This is a genomic window from Mannheimia haemolytica (assembly GCA_900638155.1).
Classification (GTDB): domain Bacteria; phylum Pseudomonadota; class Gammaproteobacteria; order Enterobacterales; family Pasteurellaceae; genus Mannheimia; species Mannheimia glucosida.
This window is the reverse complement of sequence record LR134495.1, coordinates 2235030-2258130: the sequence shown is the minus strand read 5'-3', so window position 1 is coordinate 2258130 and position 23101 is coordinate 2235030. Positions and strand designations below refer to the sequence as shown.

Below are 23101 nucleotides of genomic sequence, written 5' to 3'. Positions count from 1 at the left end.
AAATATGTCAGAGAAGAAAAAAGGGTTTTGGTCTTGGCTTGGATTTGGTAAGAAAGAAGAAGCTGAACAGAAAGAGATTCAACAAGAACAAGAGAGTATTCAACCGGAACAGCCTGTTATTGTTGAACCGGAAACTGAGAAGTCGTTTTCTGAAAAATTAAACGATCTGGAAGATAAAATTGAAGAAAAGGCAGATCAGCTAGAAGACTATTTTGAGGAAAAAGAAGAAAAAATTGAGCAATTTGCCGAGCAAGTAGAAGATACCATTGAACAAAAAATCGAAGATTTTAAAGAGTTTGTTGAAGAAAAAGTTGAAGAGGCGAAAGCGTTCTTTGATGATGTTGAAGATAAAATCGAACAAACATTTGAAGAACAAAAAGGCGAACAAGCGGTCGAAAATCTTCAAAATATTGCAACTGAGCAGTTAGATCTCAACGAACAAGAGCAAGTTACTTATCAAGTCGAAGAGGCTGTGGCTGAAGAAGTTGCTGAAACTGAATTAGTAAATAATGTTCAAGACACAGTTGAAGAATCTACTATCCAAGATGAATATCAAGAAAAACCGAGTCAAGGCGGTTTCTTCAGTCGTTTAATTCAAGGCTTGATTAAAACCAAGCAGAATATTGGTTCGGGCTTCCGTAATTTCTTCCGTGGCAAGAAAATTGATGATGAGTTATTTGAAGAGCTGGAAGAGCAGTTGCTTGTGGCGGATTTAGGTATGCCGACCACACAAAAAATCATCAACAATTTAACGCAACATGCTACCAAGCAACAATTAAAAGATGCAGATTTGTTGTATCAACAGTTGAAAGTGGAACTGGGCGAAGTGCTAAAACCGGTGGCTCAACCGTTAGTGTTGGAAGCGAAAAAACCGTATGTCATTTTAATGGTTGGTGTGAATGGCGTGGGTAAAACCACCACTATTGGTAAACTTGCCCGTAAATTCCAACAAGAAGGCAAATCGGTAATGTTAGCGGCGGGTGATACCTTCCGAGCCGCAGCTGTGGAACAACTTCAAGTTTGGGGGGAGCGAAATAACATTCCGGTGGTGGCACAAAGTACCGGTTCGGATTCCGCCTCGGTGATTTTTGATGCGATGCAATCTGCTGCGGCAAAAGGGATTGATGTGCTAATAGCTGATACCGCAGGGCGTTTGCAAAACAAAAATAACCTGATGGACGAGTTGAAGAAAATTGTGCGGGTAATGAAAAAATATGATGAAACCGCACCGCACGAAATTATGCTTACGCTTGATGCCGGCACCGGACAAAATGCAATCAGCCAAGCAAAATTGTTTAATGAGGCAGTAGGTTTAACCGGTATCACTTTAACCAAATTAGACGGCACGGCAAAAGGTGGCATGATTTTTGCGATTGCCGATCAATTCAATATTCCGATCCGATTTATTGGGGTGGGCGAGAAAATTGAAGATCTGCGTCCGTTTAATGCAGAAGAATTTATTGAAGCCTTATTTAGCCACGAGGACGAACAGAATGATTAAATTCACTAATGTGAACAAGGTTTATAAGGGCGGAAAGCCAGCCTTACAGGGCATTGATTTCCACCTACCTGCCGGTGGAATGGCATATATTACCGGGCATTCCGGTGCGGGGAAAAGCACGCTATTAAAATTAATTATGGGGATTGAGCGTGCCAATGGCGGGCAAATTTTGTTTAACGGGCACGATATTACCCGGCTTGCTCACCACGAATTGCCGTTTTTACGCCGCCAAATCGGAATGGTGCATCAAGATTATCGTTTATTAACCGACCGAACCATTTTGGATAATGTCGCATTACCATTGATTATTTTGGGAATGAACCAAGCGATTGTGGAGCGTGAAGCCCGCATTGCCCTTGAGCGTGTTGGCTTGGCAGATAAAGCGAACTATCTGCCGTTGCACCTTTCCGGCGGTGAGCAACAACGTGTCGATATTGCCAGAGCCATTGTTCATCGCCCAACGCTGTTATTAGCCGATGAGCCAACCGGAAACTTAGATGAAAAGCTCTCGTTTGAAATTTTCCGTTTATTTGAGGAATTTAATCAAGCCGGCACAACGGTGCTAATTGCCACCCACGATACCAATATTATTTCAAAGCGTCCAAAGCCGTGTTTAGTGCTAGAGCAAGGGCATCTTAAATTTTAAGGAAATATTATGATTCGTTCATTTAGTAAATTAGGTGCTCAAACCAACTACTCTTTAAGAGCGGTTTGGCAAGATTTAATGCAACGCAAGCTCGGCACATTTCTGACGGTGCTGGTGATTGCTGTTTCGCTTACGATTCCAACCGTGAGTTACTTACTTTGGAAAAATACCCACGAGGCAGCAACACAATTTTATCCTGAGCCACAATTAACCGTTTATCTGCACAAAAATTTGGCAGAACACGATGTAAATACCGTCGTTGATCGTATTCGTGCTTTTGAGGCGGATAAAATTGAGTCATTTAACTATATTTCCCGCCAGCAAAGTTTAGATGAATTCCGTTCTTGGTCGGGCTTTGGCGAAGCATTGGATATTTTAGATGAAAACCCTTTGCCGGCGGTGGTAACTATCAAGCCCAAAGCGAATTTTAATAATGCTGAAGCGATGGTGGAATTACGCAACGGTTTGCAACAAATTAAAGGGGTGCAGGAAGTCCGTTTAGATAACGGCTGGCTAGAAAAATTAACTGCTTTAACTTGGCTGATTGCCCGTATTGCGGTGGTTTGTACGCTATTAATGCTGTTAGCGGTATTCTTAGTGATTGGAAACAGTGTGCGAACTGATGTTGCCAATAGCAAAGCTGCGATTGAAGTTCAACAAATTTTAGGGGCAACTGATCACTTTATTGCACGTCCGTTTTTATACACCGGTATGATTTACGGCTTATTTGGCAGCCTGTTAGCCGTGCTGTTTAGTGCGGTAACGATTAGCTATTTCACCGGTGTAGTGAAATATGTGACTGATATGTTTACCGTACAATTTGAACTGAATGGGCTGGATTTCAGCGAAGCCTTTTTCTTAGTAGTGCTTTGTGTGTTTATCGGCTGGCTGTCGGCAAAAATTGCGACAATGCGAAATATTTTCCGTATTGGTAGTAGAGGCTAATACAAGCTGTTGTTTTTAGAGAAATAATTGCAGATAAAAACCAGTTCCTAAGGAACTGGTTTTTTACTATAAGCGATATATTATTGCTGTGGAGCTGGAGCTGGAGCTGGAGCTGGAGCTGGAGCTGGAGCTGGAGCTGGAGCTGGAGCTGGAGCTGGATCATATTTAGCTCTTAATATATTTTCTAACTGTTGCCCTTCTTCAGCTAATTGATTCAATTTTGTTTGTAACTCGCCAAATGCTTTATGTGCTTCCGGTGTAGGATTTTTCTCCATTTTAGCACCTTCTACGATCATCTGGGCGCCTAACGTTAGCACTTCTAAGGTTTTGTCTTTTAGTGCTCTCACTTCATTATTTTGAATATTCAGGGTTTCAGCACTTACCTTAATATGATCAATTTGAGCCAATAATGCATTATTAACGGTTTCTTGCATTAAGGCAGAATCGGCTTTTTGTTTATCAGTAAGGTTGTCTGTTGCAGCTTGAATTGCATCATTTAGGGCCTTTTCTTGAGTATCTTGCCATTCCCGCAACATTTTATAATCTTGAGCGCCGGTATCAGCAGGTTTAACCTCTTCTTTTGGGTCTTCTTTCACTTGAACTGGCGATTCTGCTAAGCTCTGTGTTTTGGTAGAATTAGGTTGTTCACAAGCGGTTAAAAAAAGGGTAAATAATGCAGATAGGCTAATTTTAGCGAGCGTGTTCATAGTAATCCTTAGTAATTGCAAAAAAAAGCTAGAGCAAAATACTCTAGCTTTTCATTGAATGGTAAATTATTTAGCTGAGAATCTTTGCTGTAATTCTACGTTTAATTTTTGTAACTCATTACCAGCTTCGATTAAAGACTGAGCTTTTTGTTGTACGGCTTGTAATGCTGCTTGGTCATTTGGTGTAGAGATCGTTTTTACTTGTTCAGAAATCACTTCACTTGAAAGTGTTAAAACTGATTTTGTTTTTTCTTTAAATGTTTTGATTTGTGCATCAGATACTTCAATCGCATCTAAGCTTTTTACAGTTTCTTCTACTTTTTTATTAAATGCACTTAATCCTTCTTGAATTTGTTTAGGATCTTGTGTAGCTAATTTCTTTTGTAGTTCTGCTTGTGCTGTTGCCATTGTGCTTTCTTGTGCCGTATTCCAATCAACTAATTTTTGGTAATCTGCTTTTGCAGCTTCGCTTGGAGCGGCTACAGTTGTTTCAGCAGGTTTAGCTGCTTCTGCAGCAGGAGTTGTTGTAGCTGGTGCAGCTTCAGTTGTTTTTGCAGGTTCTGTCGCCGGTGCTTTTTCTGCTGGTTTATCACAAGCTGCTAAGAATAATGCGACTAAAACGGTTGCACTGATTTTTGTCAATTTGTTCATTAAAAAATTCCTCAAGAATATAAAAATAAAAGCCAATAAAGGCTGGTTATTGTACCAATAAATAGACAAGTAATCTCTGTATTAGTTCATAAAATCGTTCATCTTTACGCTATTTCGATAAAATTTACATTTTATAAGTAAATAGCTTGCTGAATGAATTGTTTTTTGACTAAAGGGAGTTGGTTAGTCATACTTAACCCAATACCTCTTAGTAATTTTTTTACTGGGTGGTTACCGTTAAAAAGCTGTTTTAAGCCTTCCATTACTGCAAGTAATTTTATTGCTTCGGTTTTGCGTTCACGTTCAAATTGGCGTAAATGGCGATATTCGCCAATATCTTGGTTGTTTGCCAATTGTTTTTGGATTTCGTTCGCTAGCGTTCTCGCATCGGCAAAGCCTAAATTGACACCCAGCCCTGCCAATGGGTGAATGGTGTGAGCTGCATCGCCAATCAACGCAATACGAGGTTGGGCAAAGTCACGGCAGAAGCGTGCTGCAAGCGGGTAAATTTCACGCAAACTTTGCACTTCACATAAGCCAAGCTGATTATCGAACGCAATGGTTAAGGCTTTATTAAATTCGGCTTCGCTTGTATTTTTTAATTCATTGGCTTTGTTTGGTGGCAGCGACCAAACAATCGAGCAGAGATGCTCATCTGCCATTGGCAGAAAAGCTAAAATGCTATCTTCAGCAAAGATTTGACGAGCGGTTTTGCCGTGCTTTTCGGTTGTTTTGACATTACAGACTAAGGCGGTATGTTGATAATCTTTACTGGTAAGCGGCATTTTCATCTGGTTACGCACCCACGAATTTGCACCGTCTGCCCCGACAACCAATTTAGCAGACAGCATTTCGCCGTTATCTAAGGTTAAAAATGCCCCGTTTTCGCTCACGCCCAGAGTTTGGGGGGAGGCGATAATATATTCTACATTAGCTTGTTGAGAAACCTGTTGCCACAATGCGTGTTGAATCACCGCATTTTCCAAAATAAAGCCAAGTTGTGAAAGTCCTAATTGCTTGATTTCATTATCATTATTATCAAAATGGATATTGGCAAAGCTGTCTTTTTCCCACACTTTCATTTCGGTGTAAGGAGAAAGGCGTTGAGCCGGAATGTGTTGAAAAGCACCAATCTGTTCCAGTATTTTTTGGCTTGAGGCATTAATAGCACTTACTCGATGATAAATGGCATCAGCATCAAATTTAGGCGTGGTTTTCTCAATAATTTTAATTTGGCAGTCGGCATCTTTGAGCAATCCGGCAAGTGCCAGCCCAACCATACCGCCGCCAACAATAACAATATCTGCGGATTTCATAAAATCAAATGTAGGGGCGGTGCCCTGTGCCCGCCCTAAAATAGTTGAAATGAGGGCTGGCACAGGACCAGCCCCTACTTATTTAAGATGTTTTTTTATGGTGTTTTTCCAAACTTTTATGCCGAACTTGCACATTTTTGCCTTTTGCTTGGAAATATTTTGCCAGTTGCTCGGCAATAAATACGGAACGATGTTTTCCACCAGTGCAACCAATCGCAATAGTCAGGTAGCTACGGTTATTTTGTTCCAACATCGGCAGCCACATTTCTAAATAATTGCGGGTTTGGTAAATAAAATTATGCACTTCGGTTTGGCGTTCTAAGAAATCAATCACCGGTTGCTCTAAGCCTGTCATTGGGCGAAGCTCCGGATTCCAATGTGGGTTCGGTAAAAAGCGAACATCAAAAACGTAATCGGAATCGGCAGGTAAGCCGTATTTAAAACCGAACGATTGGAAAATAATTTTAAGTTCTTTTTCGGTTGAGCCTTGCAGTATTTGGCGAAGATTTTCCGCTAATTCGTGCGAAGAAAGGTGGCTGGTATCAATAATATAGTTTGCATTTTGCACCAAAGGCTCAAGCAATTTTTGCTCCAGATCCAATGCTCCTTCCAACGAGAGATCATCTTGAGTGGAAAGCGGGTGGATTCGGCGGGAATCGCTATAACGGCGAATTAAGGTATTGCGTTCGCAATCTAAAAAAATCAGCTTAGCATTTAAAGGCTCAAGCTGGGTAAGCAATTCTTCAATCGCATTAGGCGTATTCGGTAAATTACGAATATCTAAGCTGATGACTGCCGAACGATTTTCTTGAGTAAGGTAGTAGGTTAAGGTTGGAATTAAAGGTAAAGGGATATTATCCACGCAGTAATAACCTGCATCTTCTAATGCTCTTAATGCTACCGATTTACCAGAGCCTGAGCGTCCGCTTATAATGATTAATTCCATATTTCCTCAGTATTATTCTTCATCTTTTAGGTGATTATCAGCATACACCAAAATTTGCCAAATATCTTCTGCGGATTCAGCTGCTCGGAGCTGTTTTAATAACGATTTATCGGTAAGTTTCTGTGCAATTGCAGGTAGGCAACTTTTATACTGTTCGCAGCTATTTTCCGGAAACATCATTGCATAAATTAAATCCACTTCTTTGTTGTCTTGGGCTTCGTAGTCAATCGCTTCTTCCAGCTGTAAAAAGACCGCAATCGGTTTAGTCAGCTCAATATCACCGCAAGCGGGCAATTTTGCATGAGGAAGTGCAATGCCTTGATTTAAGCCGGTTGTGCCTAACTTTTCACGTTTAAATAAATTGCCAAAGCATTCAATAGGGCAGAGTGCTTCAGATTGCTGTTCGGTTTGGTTGATTGATTCAGCCACGATTTTACCCACGAGTTCTAACGCTCGTTTTTTACTTGAAATCAGTACACCTTGGCGAACATTTTCAGGGCTTAGAAATTCGGTTAGTTTTGTCATAATTTTTCATCTAAAGATGAAATCCCCAAAGAGGGGATTTTTTAGAGTTTGAATTGATCGCCTAAATAAACACGTTTTACATCAGGGCTTTCAAGCACTTGCTGTGGTGTGCCGCTGGCAATCATTTCGCCGCTACCGACAATGTAGGCTCTTTCACATACATCTAGAGTTTCACGTACGTTATGGTCGGTAATCAATACCCCTAAACCACGCTCTTTTAAATTGACGATAATTTTTTTAATATCAATTACCGAGATTGGGTCAACCCCAGCAAAAGGTTCATCTAACAGAATAAATTTCGGGTTCGCTGCTAATGCTCGGGCAATTTCCACACGGCGGCGTTCACCACCTGAAAGTGATTGACCTAAACTATTGCGAATATGCTCAATATGGAATTCTGTAATCAGCTCTTCGGCACGCTCTTTACGCTGTTTATCATTGATATCTTTACGCACTTGTAATACAGACATTAAGTTATCGTACACACTTAAACGGCGGAAAATAGATGCTTCTTGCGGTAGATAGCCAATCCCTTGTTTTGCTCTGTCGTGCATTGGTAGTGTGCTGATATCTTGGTCGTCAATACGAATTGTGCCGTGGTCGTGGCGAACCAAACCCACAACCATATAGAAAGTGGTGGTTTTACCTGCGCCGTTCGGACCGAGCAAGCCCACGATTTCACCTGATTTGACATTCAGGCTGACGTCTTTTACCACTTCGCGTTGTTTATAGCTTTTTGCTAAATGTTCGGCATAAAGCACAGACATATCATTTAACCTTATTTTTTCTTGTTATCTTGAAGTTCATTTGGAATTAGCACGGTTTTCACTCGGGTTTTACCGCCACTGGTAGCTTTAAGTTGTTGTTTTTTCACATCATAGGTAATTTTATTGGCTTTAATAAAGCTACCTTGTTGTTTGAGTTCCGCATTACCAATCAGCGTTAAAAATTCAGAGTTTAAATCATAATGAACGCTGTTGCCTTTACCATTTACCGGTTTGCCGTTGTCCAATGTTTGCTGGAAAGTAACAGGCGAGCCTGTAGCGTCAATAGTTTCTTTTTTACCTTCTTGACGGGTAATTTTGACGTTTGCTGCGGTCACTTTAATCGACCCTTGAGTGATAACGACATTATCGCTAAAGGTCACGATATTGTTAGTCATATCTAACGATTGGCTACCTGAATCAATATTAATCGGCTGATCGGTATCGCCTTTTAGAGCATAAGCGGAAAAGCTGCTACCCAGTAACACGCTCACTAAAATAGATTTAAACATTAATTTCATTGTTATTCCTTGTTCCAAGCAAATTATTCTTTGGTTTCTTTAATAATGGTCGGTTCAATGTAAGATTTTACATCTTTTTGCAAAGTCGCAACTTGTTGTTTTAAGTTACCTTTTAATCCAACCCCCGTTGTAGTAAAACCGGAACCTATCGATTTGACCGTACTTTCGGTAAAAATATCCTGTGTATTTAAATCAACAGTTAACGTATCGGTAGTGATTTGCTGCAAACGTGATGCAGGATCTAATGCAACAAGTTTGATATTACCTTTTAAATTTAACATTTTTTCTTTGGTAATTTCTGCATAATCGGCACTGACTTTCCACTGTTTTTGCGTCGACTCTTTGGCAAAAAGCTCAATAAAAGGTTTAAAAAACTCAGTACGCTCAGTAGACTCATAGCGTTTAATTTCAGTAGCTTGAGCGAAATATTGTGGGTTTCCTTTTAGATCATAGACCGTGGTGGACATTTTATTCCCCACATATTCAGGCTGTCCTTCCTTTTTAATAAGCTGATCAAGCCCCGTATTCTCTTTCTCTTGTAAGCTGTAATACCAGCCACCAAGTACGGCAACAATAATCAGTAAAATAACGGTTAAACGTTTGTTCATAATCCAAAAATAATCTAAAAATAGTGTTTGATTGTATCACAGATTTGAATAGGGATATAGTACAGCGTAAAAAGTGCAAAAAAGTGAGAAAAAATAACCGCTTGTAGGGCTAAAAACTGACAAGCGGTTGAAAACTCAGATTTTTTTGCAACTTTATTTAAAGGTTGCCCAAACAGGGGAGTGGTCAGACGGTTTTTCCATTGCTCGAATGTCTAAATCAATGCCTGTTTCCACGCAACGCTCAGCAAGTGATTTTGAAGCAAGAATTAAATCAATACGCAAGCCACGATTATCATCAAAACCTTTTGAACGGTAGTCAAACCAAGAGAACTTATCGTTCACGTCTGGGTTGCCTGCACGGAAAGTATCAACCAAGCCGTAGCTGTATAAGCGATCTAGCCATTCACGCTCTTCGGGTAAGAATGAACATTTACCGTCACGCAGCCAGCGTTTGCGGTTTGGCTCGCCGATGCCGATATCCAAATCAGTCGGGCTGATGTTCATATCGCCCATAATAATAATCGGATTTTCCGGCTTTAATTCGCTTTCCAAGTAGTTCTGCAAATCAGCATAGAATTTTTGTTTTGCCGGGAATTTGGTTTCGTGGCTGCGATTTTCCCCCTGTGGGAAATAGCCGTTTAATACGGTTAGCACGCCGAAATCGGTCTCGATATCCGCCATAATCATTCGTTTTTGAGCATCAAGCACATCTGTCGGGAAGCCTTTACGCACCGCTATAGGCTCTTTTTTAGTCAGTAATGCCACGCCGTAATGACCTTTCTGCCCGTGGTGGAAAACGTGGTAGCCTAAGTGATTGACTAAATCGTAAGGAAAATCTTCATCGGCAACTTTGATTTCTTGTAATCCGAGTACATCGGGCTGGTGTTTTTCGATAATCGCTTCGAGCTGATGTGGTCTGGCTCGTAATCCGTTGATATTAAAAGAGATAAATTTCATTGGTTATCCTAATTAGTAGGGTTTGCAAAATAAAGAAGAAAATAGACCGCTTGTAACGGCTACAAGCGGTCATTTTTAGCAAAAATTTTGCGTATTATAGCTTAAAGTGTCATTGCTGCAATCCAGCCGAACACTAATAATGGAATGTTAAAGTGGATAAATGTTGGCACTACAGAATCCCAAATGTGGTCGTGTTTGCCATCAGCATTTAAGCCGGAGGTTGGACCAAGTGTGGAATCTGATGCCGGAGAACCTGCATCACCGAGTGCAGCAGCAACACCGACAATCGCCATTGTCGCCAGTGGCGAGAAGCCGAATGAAACACAAAGCGGCACATAAATTGAGGTAATAATTGGCACCGTTGAGAATGAAGAGCCGATACCCATTGTGATAAATAAGCCAACCACTAACATTAACAAGGCTGCCATTTCTTTTGAAGAAATCACATCACGCAGGCTTTCTACTAATGCCGGCACACCGCCTGTTGAATTGACTACACCGGCAAAGCCTGATGCGGCAATCATCACAAAGCCAATCATCGCCATTAAACGTAAGCCGGCTTGGAAGACATCGTTACTTTCTTTCAGTCTAAACACACCGCCTAAGGCAAAAATAACCAGACCGACTAAGCCGCCGATAATAGTCGAATTTGTTGCTAATTGCACCGAACAGGTCGCGATAATCGCCACAATACTAATGCCGATATGGAATGGCTTAACGTTTGCAACACGGGCTTCAATATCATCTGCGGTTGGTTCAGGGGTATTTTCAACATACACACGCGGTTTACGGTATGATACAAAGAATGCAAACAGTAAGCCTAAAATCATACCGGAAACAGGAATTAACATCGCTTTTGTCATTTCCGCTGTGGTGGTCACTAATTGGAACGGTTCACCGGCTTGGTTGATATTTTTCACTAAGATGCTTTCAATAAAGATCTGCCCGAAACCTGCCGGAATCAACATATAAGTGGCGGTTAAACCAAAGGTTAAAGCACAAGCTACCGCACGGCGGTCAATTTGCAATTTATTCATTACGCTTAATAGTGGTGGAATTAAAATCGGAATAAAGGCAATATGAATTGGAATTAGGTTTTGAGATGACATTGCAAATGCCACTAACACAAATAATACAATGTATTTAAACCAAGTAACGGAGCGACCTGACGGGCTGTGACCAAAGGATTTGATCACTTTATAGGCTAATAAATCGGTCACGCCTGATTTTGAAAGTGCAACGGCAAATGCACCAAGAACGGCATAGTTCATTGCAGTTTCCGCACCACCGCCTAAGCCGCCGGTAAAACTCTTAATGGTTTTTTGGAGTGCATCTGCAAATCCTACACCTTCAACGCCAAGATTGCCAATAAGTCCGCAAGTTAGAGCGGAAATAATAAGGGCGATTACCACATTGATTCTGAGCAAGCTCAACACCAACAACACGATAATCGAAATAAAAACTTCGTTTGATAACATTGTGTTTGTCCTTAAGTAATAAAAAATAGTGTTTAATTTACCCAAAAAAATGCAGTTGTCGAGAAATTTTTTAAAATTCGGGAACTTTTTTGAACAGGAGAAATGGAGTAATACTATCAATATTTATTTTTTGTGATATAGATCGCATTTTTACTTCGGGAGATTTGCTAAAATCAGATACCATTTTTGAGGTATTTAAATTAGATAGAGGCTGTAATGAGCGAAATAGCACTTACTGTCAGTTTGTTATCTTTAGTGGCAGTACTCGGTTTATGGGTTGGTCATATAAAAATTAGAGGCGTGGGGCTAGGCATTGGTGGCGTGCTGTTTGGCGGTTTATTCGTCTCCCATTTTATGGCTCAATTTGATGTTAAACTTGACGCCCACACTCTCCACTTCATTCAAGAGTTCGGGTTGATTCTATTTGTTTATTCCATTGGTATTCAAGTCGGTCCCGGCTTTTTTGCTTCTCTCAAACATTCAGGATTAAAACTCAATGGCTTTGCAGTCTTAATTGTACTGATTAGCGGTTTGTTGGTTATCCTGATTCATAAATTCTTCAATGTTCCCTTACCTGTGATTTTAGGCATTTTCTCCGGAGCGGTTACCAATACCCCATCTTTGGGTGCTGGTCAGCAAGTGTTAGCGGAATTGAGCGGTGAAAGCGTTACCGAGATTATGGGGATGAGCTATGCGATTGCCTACCCGTTTGGGATTATCGGTATTTTACTTTCAATGTGGCTGATTCGGGTTGTATTTCGAGTAAATGTTGATAGTGAGGCAGAGGCGTTCAACCAAGAGCAAAATCGAGGCAGAGAAAAACTCAGCACCTTAAATGTTCGTTTAACTAACCCAAATATTAACGGTTTAACCTTAAAACAACTTCCGGATTTTAACTTGCACGAGGTTGCCTATTCCCGTTTAAAACGAGGCGAAGATCTTTTTATTCCTCGAGTAGATACCGTGTTGCAAGTTGGTGATATTTTACATTTAGTTGGTGATGAAGCCGCACTACGCAAAATGCAGATTATTTTAGGTGAAGCGGTTGATGTGTCGGTTTCCACTAAAGGTACAATTTACCGCTCAGAACGTGCAGTGGTCACAAATGAAAGGGTATTTGGCAAACAAATTCGCCAATTAATGCTAAAAGGGAAATACGATGTAGTCATTTCACGGCTTAACCGTGCCGGCGTAGAGCTGATTCCAACCGGTGATATGACCTTGCAATTTGGTGATGTGCTGAATTTAGTCGGGCGTCAAGCCGACATTGAAATGGTGATGACTATTATCGGCAATGCTCAATCAAAATTACAGCAAGTGCAAATGTTGCCGATTTTTATCGGCATTGGGTTAGGGGTATTACTTGGCTCTATCCCGATTTATTTGCCGGGCTTCCCGGTGGCGTTAAAGCTAGGATTGGCTGGTGGTCCACTGGTAGTTGCACTTATTCTTGCCAGAATCGGCAGTTTCCGCAAACTCTACTGGTTTATGCCACCCAGTGCGAATCTTGCCTTGCGTGAAATTGGCATTGTGCTGTTTTTAGCAGTGGTTGGGTTAAAATCAGGCGGCAGATTTTTGGAAACACTACTGAGTAGTGAGGGGCTAGAATGGATAATCTATGGGGCAATCATCACTTTTGTACCGTTAATGATTGTAGGCCTGATTGCCAGATTTTACAGCAAAGTCAATTACTTAACGATTTGCGGATTATTGGCAGGCTCAATGACAGACCCACCGGCACTGGCATTTGCCAATGAAATTAAAGAGGGAAATGGCGCTGCAGCGTTATCCTATGCAACTGTTTACCCACTAGTAATGTTTTTGCGTATTATGCTACCTCAAGTGCTAGCGATTATGTTGTGGGTTTCAGGTGGATAAAGATAGAGATCAAGCATATAAGCCCAAAAGGCGACGGAAAGTCGCCTTTTTTCTTATCTAACTTTTATTGATTTTTACGGATTAAATTAACTTCTTTTAATAAGGCTTGAATATCTTTATCTGTGAAGATCTCCTCGAGGTTAACACTCAGCCGACGTCGCCAGTTTGCATATTGTGTACTGGTTCCCGGAATGTTAACCGGCTCAGTCATACCTAACCAGTCTTCGGGTTGGAAGCCGAATAATCCGCTGCTTACATTTGCAACATAGGTTTGTAAACGGTGAATAAATGCGGTATTCACTGGTGAACTAAGCTGTTCGCTAATTTCAGGTGCTATTTCTACGTTATGTTCTTGTAAGCGTTGTAAGATTTTGGCTTTGGCATTAACTCGCTCTTGCTTAAGGATTGCCAAAATATCCGCATTGGGATAGACACCGAATTTTTCGCCTAATTCAAAATCATAGCCACGCCAATAACCATTGATAGTCGGTAAATCGTGGGTGCTTAATGTGGTCATTGCTTGGTAAGGGTAATGCTGTAAGTCTCGACTCTTCCCTTGTTCATCAAATTCAAAATAGAAAATTTTGTAAGATAAAATCCCCGCATTTTTGAGTTTGCTCACAATTTCTTTTGGCACAGTACCTAAATCTTCACCGATAATCAGGCATTGATGGCGTTGGCTTTCCAGTGCCAAAATAGCAATTAAATCATCAACCGGATAACGGATATAAGCACCGTTAACCGCACTGTCGCCTTTTGGAATCCACCATAATCGCAATAAAGACATAATATGATCGAGGCGTAATGCACCGCAATGGCTCATATTAGCTCTGACTAACTCAATAAACGGACGGTAGGCTTGTTGCTTTAATACATGCGGATTCATTGGGGTTAAGCCCCAGTTTTGTCCTTGCGGACCTAATACATCAGGCGGAGCGCCGACAGAGGCATTTAAGCAATAAAGTTGTTTGTCATTCCACGTTTCTGCACCATTCGGGCTGACACCAACGGCGAGATCGCGATACATACCTATGCACATATTTTGCTGACGGCAAATGGCATCACATTCGGCTAACTGTTGATCGGCAACGAATTGTAACCAAAGGTAAAATTCTATGTCGGTTTTATGCGTTTCTCGAAATTGCTGTACGGCTGCGGAGTGGTAGTCTTGGTAGGCTTTCTCCCAGAAATCCCAGCCCCATTGGTCGGCAAATTGTGCCGATAGATGCTGATGAAGGGCATCAAATGTGGCTTGAACTTGTAGGCTTTCACCACCTTTTTGTACAAATTCGATAAAAGCAGGGGCAGCGCAAGCGGTCATATTTTGCTGAAATTTTGCGAAAGCAAAGCGTAGCCCTTTCAATTTCAACGGAATGATTTGCTCGTAATTCAACCAATCCTGAGTGCGTAATTCTGATAACTGTTGCTGGATTTCATCAGAATGAAACCAAGTTTGTGCTTCATCACTTTGTTGAAATTCTGCTAGCTGATTGATATCAATGTAAGCAATATTCAGCCATCGGCGAGAGGACGGGCTGTATGGGCTGGCAGAATTCGGGTTTGCCGGAAAAAGTGAGTGAATCGGGTTCAAGCCGATAAAATCTGCTTGGTAAGGGGCAATCTGTTGAATGAAGTTTTTTAAATCGCCAAAATCGCCAATCCCCCAGTTGTGGGCTGATTTTAAGGTGTATAGTTGTAGGAAGGTTCCCCATAATTTTTTTTGCTCAAGCACGGCTTGGGGTTGGTAGCAACGTTCCGGAGCGATAATAATGGTGCAATTAAAGGTTTTATCTACCGTTTTTAGCTGTAATTGGTGATAACCTAAGGGCAAATCTTGAGGTAATGCAATTCCCCTTGCTTTAATTTTGCCGGAAATAATTTGGTTTGAATTTTCTAGTTGTAGCTGCCAAGTACCGGTTAACGGATGTTTTTTATCCGCTAAATGAAAAGGTAAAAAACAGGGTTGGTGCTGGTAAAAAATTTTGACCGTAGGGATAGGTGTTTCTCTTGCTTGAGTATTGCCGTTAAAGGCTTTGAATAACGAGTGTTTTATTTTTTCAGATGCTGTTTTTTTTACACCACGCTCATCGAAAAAATAGGGCATAATTCCAGCCCGATAATATTGTTTGGCAGTTATTTTCATCATTTCTCTCCATATATAAATATACATGAAATACAGCAGAAAATAGGCGACTTCCTTTATTGTAGAAGTCGCCCGAATTTATTATCTATTCAACCAAATACGTTGTTGATAATCTTTAATTGAGCGGTCTGAGCTAAATGCACCCAAACGAGCAGTATTTAAAATTGCACTACGCAGCCAAGTTTCTTGATCTAAATAGGCTACACCAATTTTCTCTTGTGCTTGGCGATAGCTATCAAAATCGGCAAAGACTAAGAATGGATCGCGTTCCAACAGACTATCTAACATTAGCTTGAATGTCTCTTTATCTCCGTTAGAGGCTTTTCCTGTGGCTAAGAAATCAACTGCATTTTTCAGAATCGGATCTTGGTTATAATAGGCTTTCGGTTGGTAGCCTTTTGCTAATAACTCCCGCACACTTTCTACGGTGTGACCGAAGATAAAGACATTCTCCTCACCGACCATATCAGCAATTTCAACATTGGCACCGTCTAGCGTACCTAAGGTTAATGCTCCGTTGAGTGCTAATTTCATATTACCGGTACCGGAGGCTTCTTTACCTGCCATTGAAATCTGTTCTGATACATCGGCTGCCGGAATAATTTTTTCCGCAAGGCTGACTCGATAATCCGGTAAGAATGCCACTTGTAGTCGATCATTCACCTGTTTATCGTTATTAATAATATCTGCCACATTATTAATGGCGTGAATAATATTTTTTGCTAAATAATAACCGGGAGCCGCTTTGCCTGAGAATAAGAATACGCGTGGTGTATAATCTTGGTTCGGATTAGCTTTTAGCGATTGATAGGTCGCAATAATATTTAATAAATTCAAATGTTGGCGTTTGTATTCGTGAAAACGCTTAATTTGCACATCAAAAATTGCATTAGGATTGACATTTAACCCTAATGTTTTATGGATTTCATTGGCTAAAACCACTTTGTTATTGCGTTTTATACGTTGATATTCTTCACGGAAACCGGTGTCATCAGCATATTGCTCAACGCCTTTTAATAATTCTAGATTATGTGTCCAATCTTGTTTTAAAGTACGATCTAATAAATCACTTAATTGTGGATTGGCTTGTCGAATCCAGCGGCGAGGTGTAATGCCGTTGGTGACGTTGCAGAATTTTGTTGGGAATAATTTATGATATTCCGGGAATAAGTCGGTTACTAAGAGATCGGAATGAATTTCCGCAACACCGTTTACACGGAAACAGGTAACCACGCAAAGGTTCGCCATACGTACTCGATAGTCAAATAGCACGGCTAATTTTTCCCAAATTTTGGCATCATCGCCAAATTCTGCCTGTACTTTGTCGTGGAAAATATCGTTAATTTTTTCCACAATTTGATAATGGCGAGGTAATAGCTGCTTAAATAGGCGTTGATCCCATTGTTCAAGTGCTTCAGGTAATAAAGTATGGTTAGTGTAAGCAAAAGTATTGCTGCAAATATTCCAAGCCTGTTCCCAAGTGAATTGGTGTTCATCTAATAGCACACGCATCAATTCAGGTATCGCGAGCGTTGGGTGGGTATCATTGAGTTGAATAACTTGGCGTTTTGCTAAATCTTCTAATGCATAACCTTCGCTAATGTGACGATCTAAAATATCGGCAACTGAGCAGGCACAATGGAAGTATTGCTGCATTAAGCGTAATTTTTGTCCGGCTTTATGGTTATCGTTAGGATAAAGCACTTGAGTTAGGGCGGCTGCATTGACAATCGTTTTATCTGCACTTAAAAATTTACCCTCATTAAAGGCATCAAAATCAAAAGATTGGTCGCTATCTGCTTGCCATAAACGTAACGGTTGAATGATGTTATTTTTATAACCGACAATCGGCAAGTCAAAGGCTTTGCCTTGAATGGTCAATTTAGGCTGCCATTCATATTGATCGGCTTGGATATGTTTGATTTTTCCACCAAACCCGATATGGCGAGTTTTAGATGGATTGAAACGATGCCATGGGTAGCTGTCACGAGCCCAAGTATCCGGTGCTTCTTTTTGCATTCCCTCTTTGAAACTTTGTTTAAAAAGACCATATTGATAGTGAAGCCCATAACCGGTTGCATTTTGTCCGACTGTTGCCATTGAGTCTAAAAAACAGGCAGCAAGACGACCTAATCCGCCATTGCCTAATGCCGGATCTCGCTCTTGTTCTAAAACATCTACTAATTCAACTTGATATTGTTTAAGATAGTCACGAATTTGTTCGTAATAACCTAAATTCATTAAATTATTGCCGGTTAATCGACCAATTAAGAACTCCATTGAGAGGTAGTTCACATGGCGTGATTCTGTCGGTTTGTTTGCTGGTTGGCTATAAATAAGCTCAAGGGAACCTTCAGCAACAACTTGATACCACTGCTGTAAGGTTAATTGTTTTGGATCTGCCACATCAAAATAGCGACAGTATTTTGCTACAATAGAATTAAATGTCATAGGAAACCCCCAGTTAAATATGAATACCGCTATTATGTAAAATCCAAATAAAATCAAATCATCCTTGTAATCATCTTGTGTGGTATGATTATTAGGAAGTAGTTAGAACATAAATGGAGTATGTGTCATCCCCATTTTGTTATGAGAGAAAATTAAATTTATTATGTTAATACCATCAAAACTTGTTTGTTCTTTTCGATTACAAAACAGTATTCCTCGAAAACGTTTAATTCAAGAATTAGACAAATCTTGCAGTTATCCAGTTGTGTTGATAAATGCACCGGCAGGTTATGGCAAAACCACACTGGTTTCCCAATGGATTGAAAATAAAAAGAATATCGGCTGGTATGCGTTAGATGAAGGAGATAATAATTCAGATCGTTTTGCCGCTTATTTTAGCGCGGCATTGCATTCTGCAATTAATGAAGAAATAGATGTACTGTTAGAGGAAAATCGCAAAGCTAATTTATTAGCTTTGTTTAATCAATTATTGATTAAAGCCGCGGCATTTTCAGAGCATTTTTATCTTGCTATTGATGATTATCATATTATTGAAAATGATGAAATTCACGAAGCATTAAAATATTGGATTAAACATCAGCCGTCTAATATGACGCTTATCCTGATTTCTCGCTCTATTCCGCCATTAAGTATTGCCAGTTTAAGAGTGCAAGAACAATTATTGGAAATTGATATTAACCAGCTCATGTTTGATCACCAAGAAAGCACAGCTTTTTTTCAAGCAAGATTAGGTGCAGAGTTAAATCAGCAAGATATTATTTCTCTGTGTAATGAAGTTGAAGGGTGGCCAACAGCCCTTCAGCTAATTAGCCTTTTTGCGAAAAATAAATCACACGCACTACAAGTACCACTGCAAGACATTGCCAAACGTTTAGCCAAATCAAACCATTTTCATATTAACGAATACTTAGCCGATGAAGTGCTTAATAAAGTAGATGAAGAAACGCGTCTGTTTATTTTACGTTGTTCGGTTTTGCATTCAATGAATGAGTTTTTAGTGCAGGCCGTAACAGGTGAGCAAAACAGTCGCACTAAATTAGAGTCTCTCGAAAAACAAGGTTTGTTTTTACAGCAAATGGCAAACAGTAAATGGCAGAGTAGTGATGACAGCTGGTGGAAATTTCATCCGCTTTTTGCTTCTTTTTTAAATGTATGTTGCCAAAATGAGTTATATGCTGAATTACCGCAGTTGCATCAAAAAGCAGCAAATGCGTGGTTACAATTAGGTTATGTTACAGAAGCCTTACATCATGCAATGCAGTTATCGGATACTGGATTGTTGCTCAATATTTTAGGCAAACACGCTTGGACGGTATTTCATCAAGGTGAATTAAAACTATTAGAAGAGAGTTTAAATTGCCTAGATTATGCCCATTTAACAGAACATACTAATTTGGTGTTACTCAAAGCCTGGTTGGTACAAAGCCAGCACCGCCATATTGAAGTAGGTGGTATTTTAGCGGATTTTTCTCGTGCATTAACTGAAAATAAGATTGAATTGAGCAAAACTGCCAATGCGGAATTTAATGTGTTACGGGCACAAGTGGCTATCAATTCCGGAGATGAAAATACTGCACTTCAATTAGCGTCTGAAGCGTTAAACGATCTTTCGGAAAATGCTTATTACGCTCATATTGTGGCGACCTCCATTATTGGCGAAGCTCATCATTGCCACGGCAATCTGGCAGAAGCGTTAGCAATGTTACAAAAAGCGGAACGAATGGCACGTCAGCATCATACTTACCACAATATTTTGTGGTCACAGCTTCAACAATCTGAAATTTTGCTTGCCCAAGGGTTTTCACAAGCAGCCTATGAAATGTTAGATAAAGCAAGCGAGTTTGTGAAAGAAAACCATCTACAAAAAGTGCCGATGTATGAATTTTTGCTACGTTCTAAAGGCAAGATTTTATGGGAATGGTATAACTTAGATAAAGCTGAATCAATGGCAGTTGCCGGAATGAATGCCTTATCTAAATTTGAAGACAAGTTACAATGCTTAACCTTACTTACGAAGATCTCGTTGGCTCGAGGCAATTTGGATAACACTGCCCGATTATTAGGCGAGGTCGAACAATTAGAACATTCTCATTCTTATCACCACGATTGGATTGCTAACGCCGATCAGGTGCGTATATTTTATTGGCAGATGACTAATGATGTTTCTGCGGTGAGGAACTGGTTAATTCAAAACCCCTCACCGGTTTCAGATAAAAATCATTTTACCCAAGTACAATGGCGAAATATTGCACGGGCTCGAATCTTGCTTGAGGAATATCACGAGGCGAAAGCCATTTTAGATAATTTAATTGAAACGGCTGAAAAATTTTCTCTGATTAGCGATTTAAATCGCGCATTAATTGTTCGTAACCGGCTTTATTTTTTACAAGGCGAGAAAGAATTTGCTCAGCAAGATTTAATTCAGGCACTAAAACTCACGCGGCAAACGAATTTTATCAGTGCGTTTGTGATTGAAGGGGATGTAATGGCACAGCAGATTCGCCATTTATTGCAACTTAATGTGCTAGACGAACTGGTATTGCACAAAGCACAGTTTATTTTACGCAACATCAATCAATTTTATCGCCAAAAATTTGCCCATTTTGATGAAAACTTTGTGAATCAATTATTGAAAAATCCGAAAGTGCCGGAACTCTTAAAAATTAGTCCGCTCACTCAGCGGGAATGGCAAGTATTGGGTTTGATTTACTCCGGATATAGCAATGAACAAATTTCAGATGAATTGCAAGTTGCTGCAACCACGATTAAAACCCATATCCGAAATCTTTATCAGAAAATTGGTGTGACGAATCGTAACGAAGCAATCAGCTATACGAAAGAACTGCTGATGTTGATGGGGTATCATTGATCACAATTACTGGAGGAACAAGCGGTCTATTTTTAGTAATTTTTTGCAACTTGTTATTCCCGAACCGGCTTCAAGTTTTCCCCAGAAGAGAGAAAACTTGAAGCCAAAGTAGATTTAATTTCCGGCCCAAACCACCATCACTTTATCTTCATTCAACACACGCTTAAATGCAAGGTAGCTATCATTTTTGATGAGTTGATGGACACCTGCGCCAATAGCCGGATGGCGTTGGCGGAATTGTGTCAACTTTTGCCAATGTTGATGCAATGCCTGTTTCTGAGGATCTTGCTGCAACTCTTGCCAATTCATATCCGACCGGGTGCCTTGTATCAGGTCTGAACCGGTCGCACCGAATGCCCGACCAGTTTCATCGCCATAATAGATTTGCACTGCACCGGGTGAAAGCAACAGCAAATTTGCGGCGGTTTTGTGTTTTTCGATATTTTGTTCACTATCCGAATGGAAAAATAATCGAGTATCGTGTGAAGATAAATAGCTCAATACATTAAAATCATCTAATTTATGATTCATTTCAGCATAAACAGGAGCAATATGAGCAAAGCAGTTTAACCCTTTCTTAGCCTGATCTTGAAAATCAAAATTAATCATCGCATCAAAGCCGTTTTGGTAATAGTCACTTTTGAACACACCGTGTCCCCACGCTTCCCCTGTCATCCAAAAGCGATCATTAAAACCAGCATTCGGATTGGCTTGTTGCCATTCGCTTAAGGCTTGTTGTGCTGATTGTTTTAATGCCAGCCACGTCGATTTTTCAACGTGTTTGGCAGTATCCACCCGAAAGCCGTCAATACCATATTTTCTGACCCAATCGGATAACCAACCAATTAAATAATCACGCACTTTAGCGTTTGGTAATGTTTTGGCATTGGTATTTTTATGTGCAAAAAATTCAGGCAATTTGACCGCTTGTTCACTCTCGGTTTTTAGATCAGGAAGGGCAGAGAGCGACATTTTTAAATCGTCAAATTTAGGGCTGTCGTAATCGGCAATGTCGGCTCGAACCCATTCTTTTCCCCACCAATTTTGCCAAGCCTGATTATCATTAAAGCGAATGAAATCATTGAAACTGTGCCAATTTTGCCCTGATTTTGGTTTCCAGTGTGTCCATTTTTCGCCTAATGTGCGGCTGATTTCGTCCGGTGTTAAGTAAAATCTACCAAAGTTAAATTCCTGCATATCGGCGAGCGTCGCATAACCGGTATGGTTCATCACCACATCAAACAGTACTCGAATTCCATGTTGGTGGGCTTGTTGAACAAAGCGGCTTAAATCGTCTTCAGTGCCCATATTGGCATCTACTTTTGTCCAATCTAAATGATAGTAACCGTGATAGCCGTAATGTGGAAAATCCCCCTTATCACCACCGCCAACCCAACCGTGCATCTGTTCTAACGGAGAGCTAATCCACAATACATTGACCCCAAGTTGTTGTAGGTAATCGAGCTTTTCGGTTAATCCTTTTAAATCACCACCGTGAAAGGTGCCGATTTCTTGCATTCCGTCTTTTTGGCGGTTGTAGCTGTGGTCATTGGTCGGATCGCCGTTATAGAAGCGGTCGGTCAGCACAAAATAGACGGTGGCATTTTTCCAATCAAACGTTGCCGTATTTTCGGTATTGCTTTTTTCCAGCAAAATCAGACCGCTTGCGTTTTCATCTGGCATCAAGGTGACTTTGCCGTTTCTAACAATGGCGGTATTGCCTGAATAAAAGTCCTTAACTAATTCACCTTCAGCAAAAGTGGAGGAAACATCAATTTCAATCGGTTTTTTATCCCAATTCGGGCAGTGTTGAAGTATGGCTTCATTATGCTGTGGTTGCTGTTCTACGCTGATTTTGAGCATTGGCGTGCCACTTCGCATATCAATTTGTGCCAGATAGTTGCCCTGACGAAATAGCCGCAGTTGTGGAGCTTCATTCACACAAGGGACTAACGTAACCGATTGATTTAATTTGATTGCTTGTTGAGGTTGATAACAGTGTCCGCCGAATTCAAACTTAAGCGGATAACTCCCTTTTTCTAATTGAGCTTGGGATTGAAACAGCTGTTTTTCGAGATTATCGTTAAAATCAGAAAAATGAGAATGTTGCCAAGATTGGGCAAAAAGGCTTGAGGTATAGAATAAGCAAAGGTAAGGTAACGCATTTTTCATAG

At 40.4% G+C, this 23101-nt stretch carries 18 protein-coding genes; 5 read left to right on the top strand and 13 right to left on the bottom strand.

Annotation, left to right across the window (positions count from 1 at the left end; translation table 11 throughout):
- Positions 1 to 4 precede the first annotated feature (4 nt).
- From ftsY to ftsX, 3 genes are read left to right on the top strand one after another with little or no spacing between them, the layout of a single operon-like run.
- Positions 5 to 1501, top strand: coding sequence for a signal recognition particle-docking protein FtsY (ftsY, locus tag EL242_RS11010; RefSeq protein ID WP_126302615.1), 1497 nt, complete (start codon positions 5 to 7; stop codon positions 1499 to 1501).
- A complete protein-coding gene (ftsE, locus tag EL242_RS11005) occupies positions 1494 to 2147 on the top strand; it encodes a cell division ATP-binding protein FtsE (protein WP_006249933.1) in 654 nt (217 codons plus the stop codon). Before ftsY ends, ftsE begins: the two co-directional genes overlap by 8 nt.
- A gap of 9 nt (positions 2148 to 2156) precedes the next feature.
- Positions 2157 to 3092, top strand: a complete 936-nt coding sequence (gene ftsX / locus EL242_RS11000; protein WP_126302614.1) for a permease-like cell division protein FtsX — start codon at positions 2157 to 2159, stop codon at positions 3090 to 3092.
- 80 nt (positions 3093 to 3172) lie between these two features.
- On the opposite strand, the gene EL242_RS11470 is transcribed toward ftsX, so the two are convergent.
- From EL242_RS11470 to EL242_RS10950, 10 genes are all read right to left on the bottom strand, one after another.
- Positions 3173 to 3799 carry a lipoprotein Hlp gene (locus EL242_RS11470; protein ID WP_172595361.1) on the bottom strand — a complete coding sequence of 209 codons (627 nt, stop codon included), beginning with the start codon at positions 3797 to 3799 and terminating at the stop codon, positions 3173 to 3175.
- Between the two features lie 66 nt (positions 3800 to 3865).
- A complete protein-coding gene (locus EL242_RS10990) occupies positions 3866 to 4450 on the bottom strand; it encodes a lipoprotein HlpB (protein WP_126302760.1) in 585 nt (194 codons plus the stop codon).
- Between the two features lie 131 nt (positions 4451 to 4581).
- Positions 4582 to 5766: an FAD-dependent monooxygenase gene (locus EL242_RS10985; protein ID WP_126302759.1), complete on the bottom strand. Its 1185-nt coding sequence runs from the start codon at positions 5764 to 5766 to the stop codon at positions 4582 to 4584.
- An 82-nt stretch (positions 5767 to 5848) separates the two neighbouring features.
- On the bottom strand, positions 5849 to 6712 hold the full coding sequence (gene rapZ / locus EL242_RS10980; protein WP_006252150.1) for an RNase adapter RapZ: 864 nt from the start codon (positions 6710 to 6712) through the stop codon (positions 5849 to 5851).
- Between the two features lie 12 nt (positions 6713 to 6724).
- Entirely contained in the window at positions 6725 to 7237 is a 513-nt protein-coding gene (locus EL242_RS10975) for a PTS sugar transporter subunit IIA (RefSeq protein ID WP_006249939.1), read from the bottom strand.
- Between the two features lie 41 nt (positions 7238 to 7278).
- On the bottom strand, positions 7279 to 8004 hold the full coding sequence (gene lptB, locus EL242_RS10970; protein WP_126302613.1) for an LPS export ABC transporter ATP-binding protein: 726 nt from the start codon (positions 8002 to 8004) through the stop codon (positions 7279 to 7281).
- A gap of 11 nt (positions 8005 to 8015) precedes the next feature.
- Entirely contained in the window at positions 8016 to 8522 is a 507-nt protein-coding gene (gene lptA, locus EL242_RS10965) for a lipopolysaccharide transport periplasmic protein LptA (protein ID WP_006252151.1), read from the bottom strand.
- 23 nt (positions 8523 to 8545) lie between these two features.
- A complete protein-coding gene (lptC, locus tag EL242_RS10960) occupies positions 8546 to 9130 on the bottom strand; it encodes an LPS export ABC transporter periplasmic protein LptC (protein ID WP_126302612.1) in 585 nt (194 codons plus the stop codon).
- A 153-nt stretch (positions 9131 to 9283) separates the two neighbouring features.
- Entirely contained in the window at positions 9284 to 10087 is an 804-nt protein-coding gene (gene xthA, locus EL242_RS10955; protein ID WP_006253743.1) for an exodeoxyribonuclease III, read from the bottom strand.
- Positions 10088 to 10188: 101 nt separating this feature from the next.
- Complete coding sequence (locus EL242_RS10950; protein WP_126302611.1) at positions 10189 to 11565, bottom strand: Na+/H+ antiporter family protein; 1377 nt, start codon at positions 11563 to 11565, stop codon at positions 10189 to 10191.
- A 216-nt stretch (positions 11566 to 11781) separates the two neighbouring features.
- Between EL242_RS10950 and EL242_RS10945 the strand changes: the two genes are divergently transcribed.
- Positions 11782 to 13443 carry a putative transporter gene (locus EL242_RS10945; protein ID WP_126302610.1) on the top strand — a complete coding sequence of 554 codons (1662 nt, stop codon included), beginning with the start codon at positions 11782 to 11784 and terminating at the stop codon, positions 13441 to 13443.
- A 64-nt stretch (positions 13444 to 13507) separates the two neighbouring features.
- Here EL242_RS10945 and malQ read toward each other — a convergent pair whose 3' ends face one another.
- Together malQ and malP are read right to left on the bottom strand one after the other, a co-directional pair.
- On the bottom strand, positions 13508 to 15586 hold the full coding sequence (gene malQ, locus EL242_RS10940) for a 4-alpha-glucanotransferase (protein ID WP_126302758.1): 2079 nt from the start codon (positions 15584 to 15586) through the stop codon (positions 13508 to 13510).
- An 81-nt stretch (positions 15587 to 15667) separates the two neighbouring features.
- On the bottom strand, positions 15668 to 18037 hold the full coding sequence (gene malP / locus EL242_RS10935) for a maltodextrin phosphorylase (RefSeq protein ID WP_126302609.1): 2370 nt from the start codon (positions 18035 to 18037) through the stop codon (positions 15668 to 15670).
- Between the two features lie 163 nt (positions 18038 to 18200).
- Between malP and malT the strand changes: the two genes are divergently transcribed.
- Positions 18201 to 20927: an HTH-type transcriptional regulator MalT gene (malT, locus tag EL242_RS10930; RefSeq protein WP_126302608.1), complete on the top strand. Its 2727-nt coding sequence runs from the start codon at positions 18201 to 18203 to the stop codon at positions 20925 to 20927.
- Positions 20928 to 21041: 114 nt separating this feature from the next.
- Here malT and EL242_RS10925 read toward each other — a convergent pair whose 3' ends face one another.
- Positions 21042 to 23099, bottom strand: coding sequence for an alpha-amylase (locus EL242_RS10925; RefSeq protein ID WP_126302607.1), 2058 nt, complete (start codon positions 23097 to 23099; stop codon positions 21042 to 21044).
- Positions 23100 to 23101 lie beyond the last annotated feature (2 nt).

Bases quoted from the DNA above. Each gene is read 5' to 3' on its own strand.
- ftsY (WP_126302615.1), top strand. From the start codon at position 5: ATGTCAGAGAAGAAAAAAGGGTTTTGGTCTTGGCTTGGATTTGGTAAG.
- ftsE (WP_006249933.1), top strand. From the start codon at position 1,494: ATGATTAAATTCACTAATGTGAACAAGGTTTATAAGGGCGGAAAGCCA.
- ftsX (WP_126302614.1), top strand. From the start codon at position 2,157: ATGATTCGTTCATTTAGTAAATTAGGTGCTCAAACCAACTACTCTTTA.
- EL242_RS11470 (WP_172595361.1), bottom strand. From the start codon at position 3,799: ATGAACACGCTCGCTAAAATTAGCCTATCTGCATTATTTACCCTTTTT.
- EL242_RS10990 (WP_126302760.1), bottom strand. From the start codon at position 4,450: ATGAACAAATTGACAAAAATCAGTGCAACCGTTTTAGTCGCATTATTC.
- EL242_RS10985 (WP_126302759.1), bottom strand. From the start codon at position 5,766: ATGAAATCCGCAGATATTGTTATTGTTGGCGGCGGTATGGTTGGGCTG.
- rapZ (WP_006252150.1), bottom strand. From the start codon at position 6,712: ATGGAATTAATCATTATAAGCGGACGCTCAGGCTCTGGTAAATCGGTA.
- EL242_RS10975 (WP_006249939.1), bottom strand. From the start codon at position 7,237: ATGACAAAACTAACCGAATTTCTAAGCCCTGAAAATGTTCGCCAAGGT.
- lptB (WP_126302613.1), bottom strand. From the start codon at position 8,004: ATGTCTGTGCTTTATGCCGAACATTTAGCAAAAAGCTATAAACAACGC.
- lptA (WP_006252151.1), bottom strand. From the start codon at position 8,522: ATGAAATTAATGTTTAAATCTATTTTAGTGAGCGTGTTACTGGGTAGC.
- lptC (WP_126302612.1), bottom strand. From the start codon at position 9,130: ATGAACAAACGTTTAACCGTTATTTTACTGATTATTGTTGCCGTACTT.
- xthA (WP_006253743.1), bottom strand. From the start codon at position 10,087: ATGAAATTTATCTCTTTTAATATCAACGGATTACGAGCCAGACCACAT.
- EL242_RS10950 (WP_126302611.1), bottom strand. From the start codon at position 11,565: ATGTTATCAAACGAAGTTTTTATTTCGATTATCGTGTTGTTGGTGTTG.
- EL242_RS10945 (WP_126302610.1), top strand. From the start codon at position 11,782: ATGAGCGAAATAGCACTTACTGTCAGTTTGTTATCTTTAGTGGCAGTA.
- malQ (WP_126302758.1), bottom strand. From the start codon at position 15,586: ATGAAAATAACTGCCAAACAATATTATCGGGCTGGAATTATGCCCTAT.
- malP (WP_126302609.1), bottom strand. From the start codon at position 18,037: ATGACATTTAATTCTATTGTAGCAAAATACTGTCGCTATTTTGATGTG.
- malT (WP_126302608.1), top strand. From the start codon at position 18,201: ATGTTAATACCATCAAAACTTGTTTGTTCTTTTCGATTACAAAACAGT.
- EL242_RS10925 (WP_126302607.1), bottom strand. From the start codon at position 23,099: ATGAAAAATGCGTTACCTTACCTTTGCTTATTCTATACCTCAAGCCTT.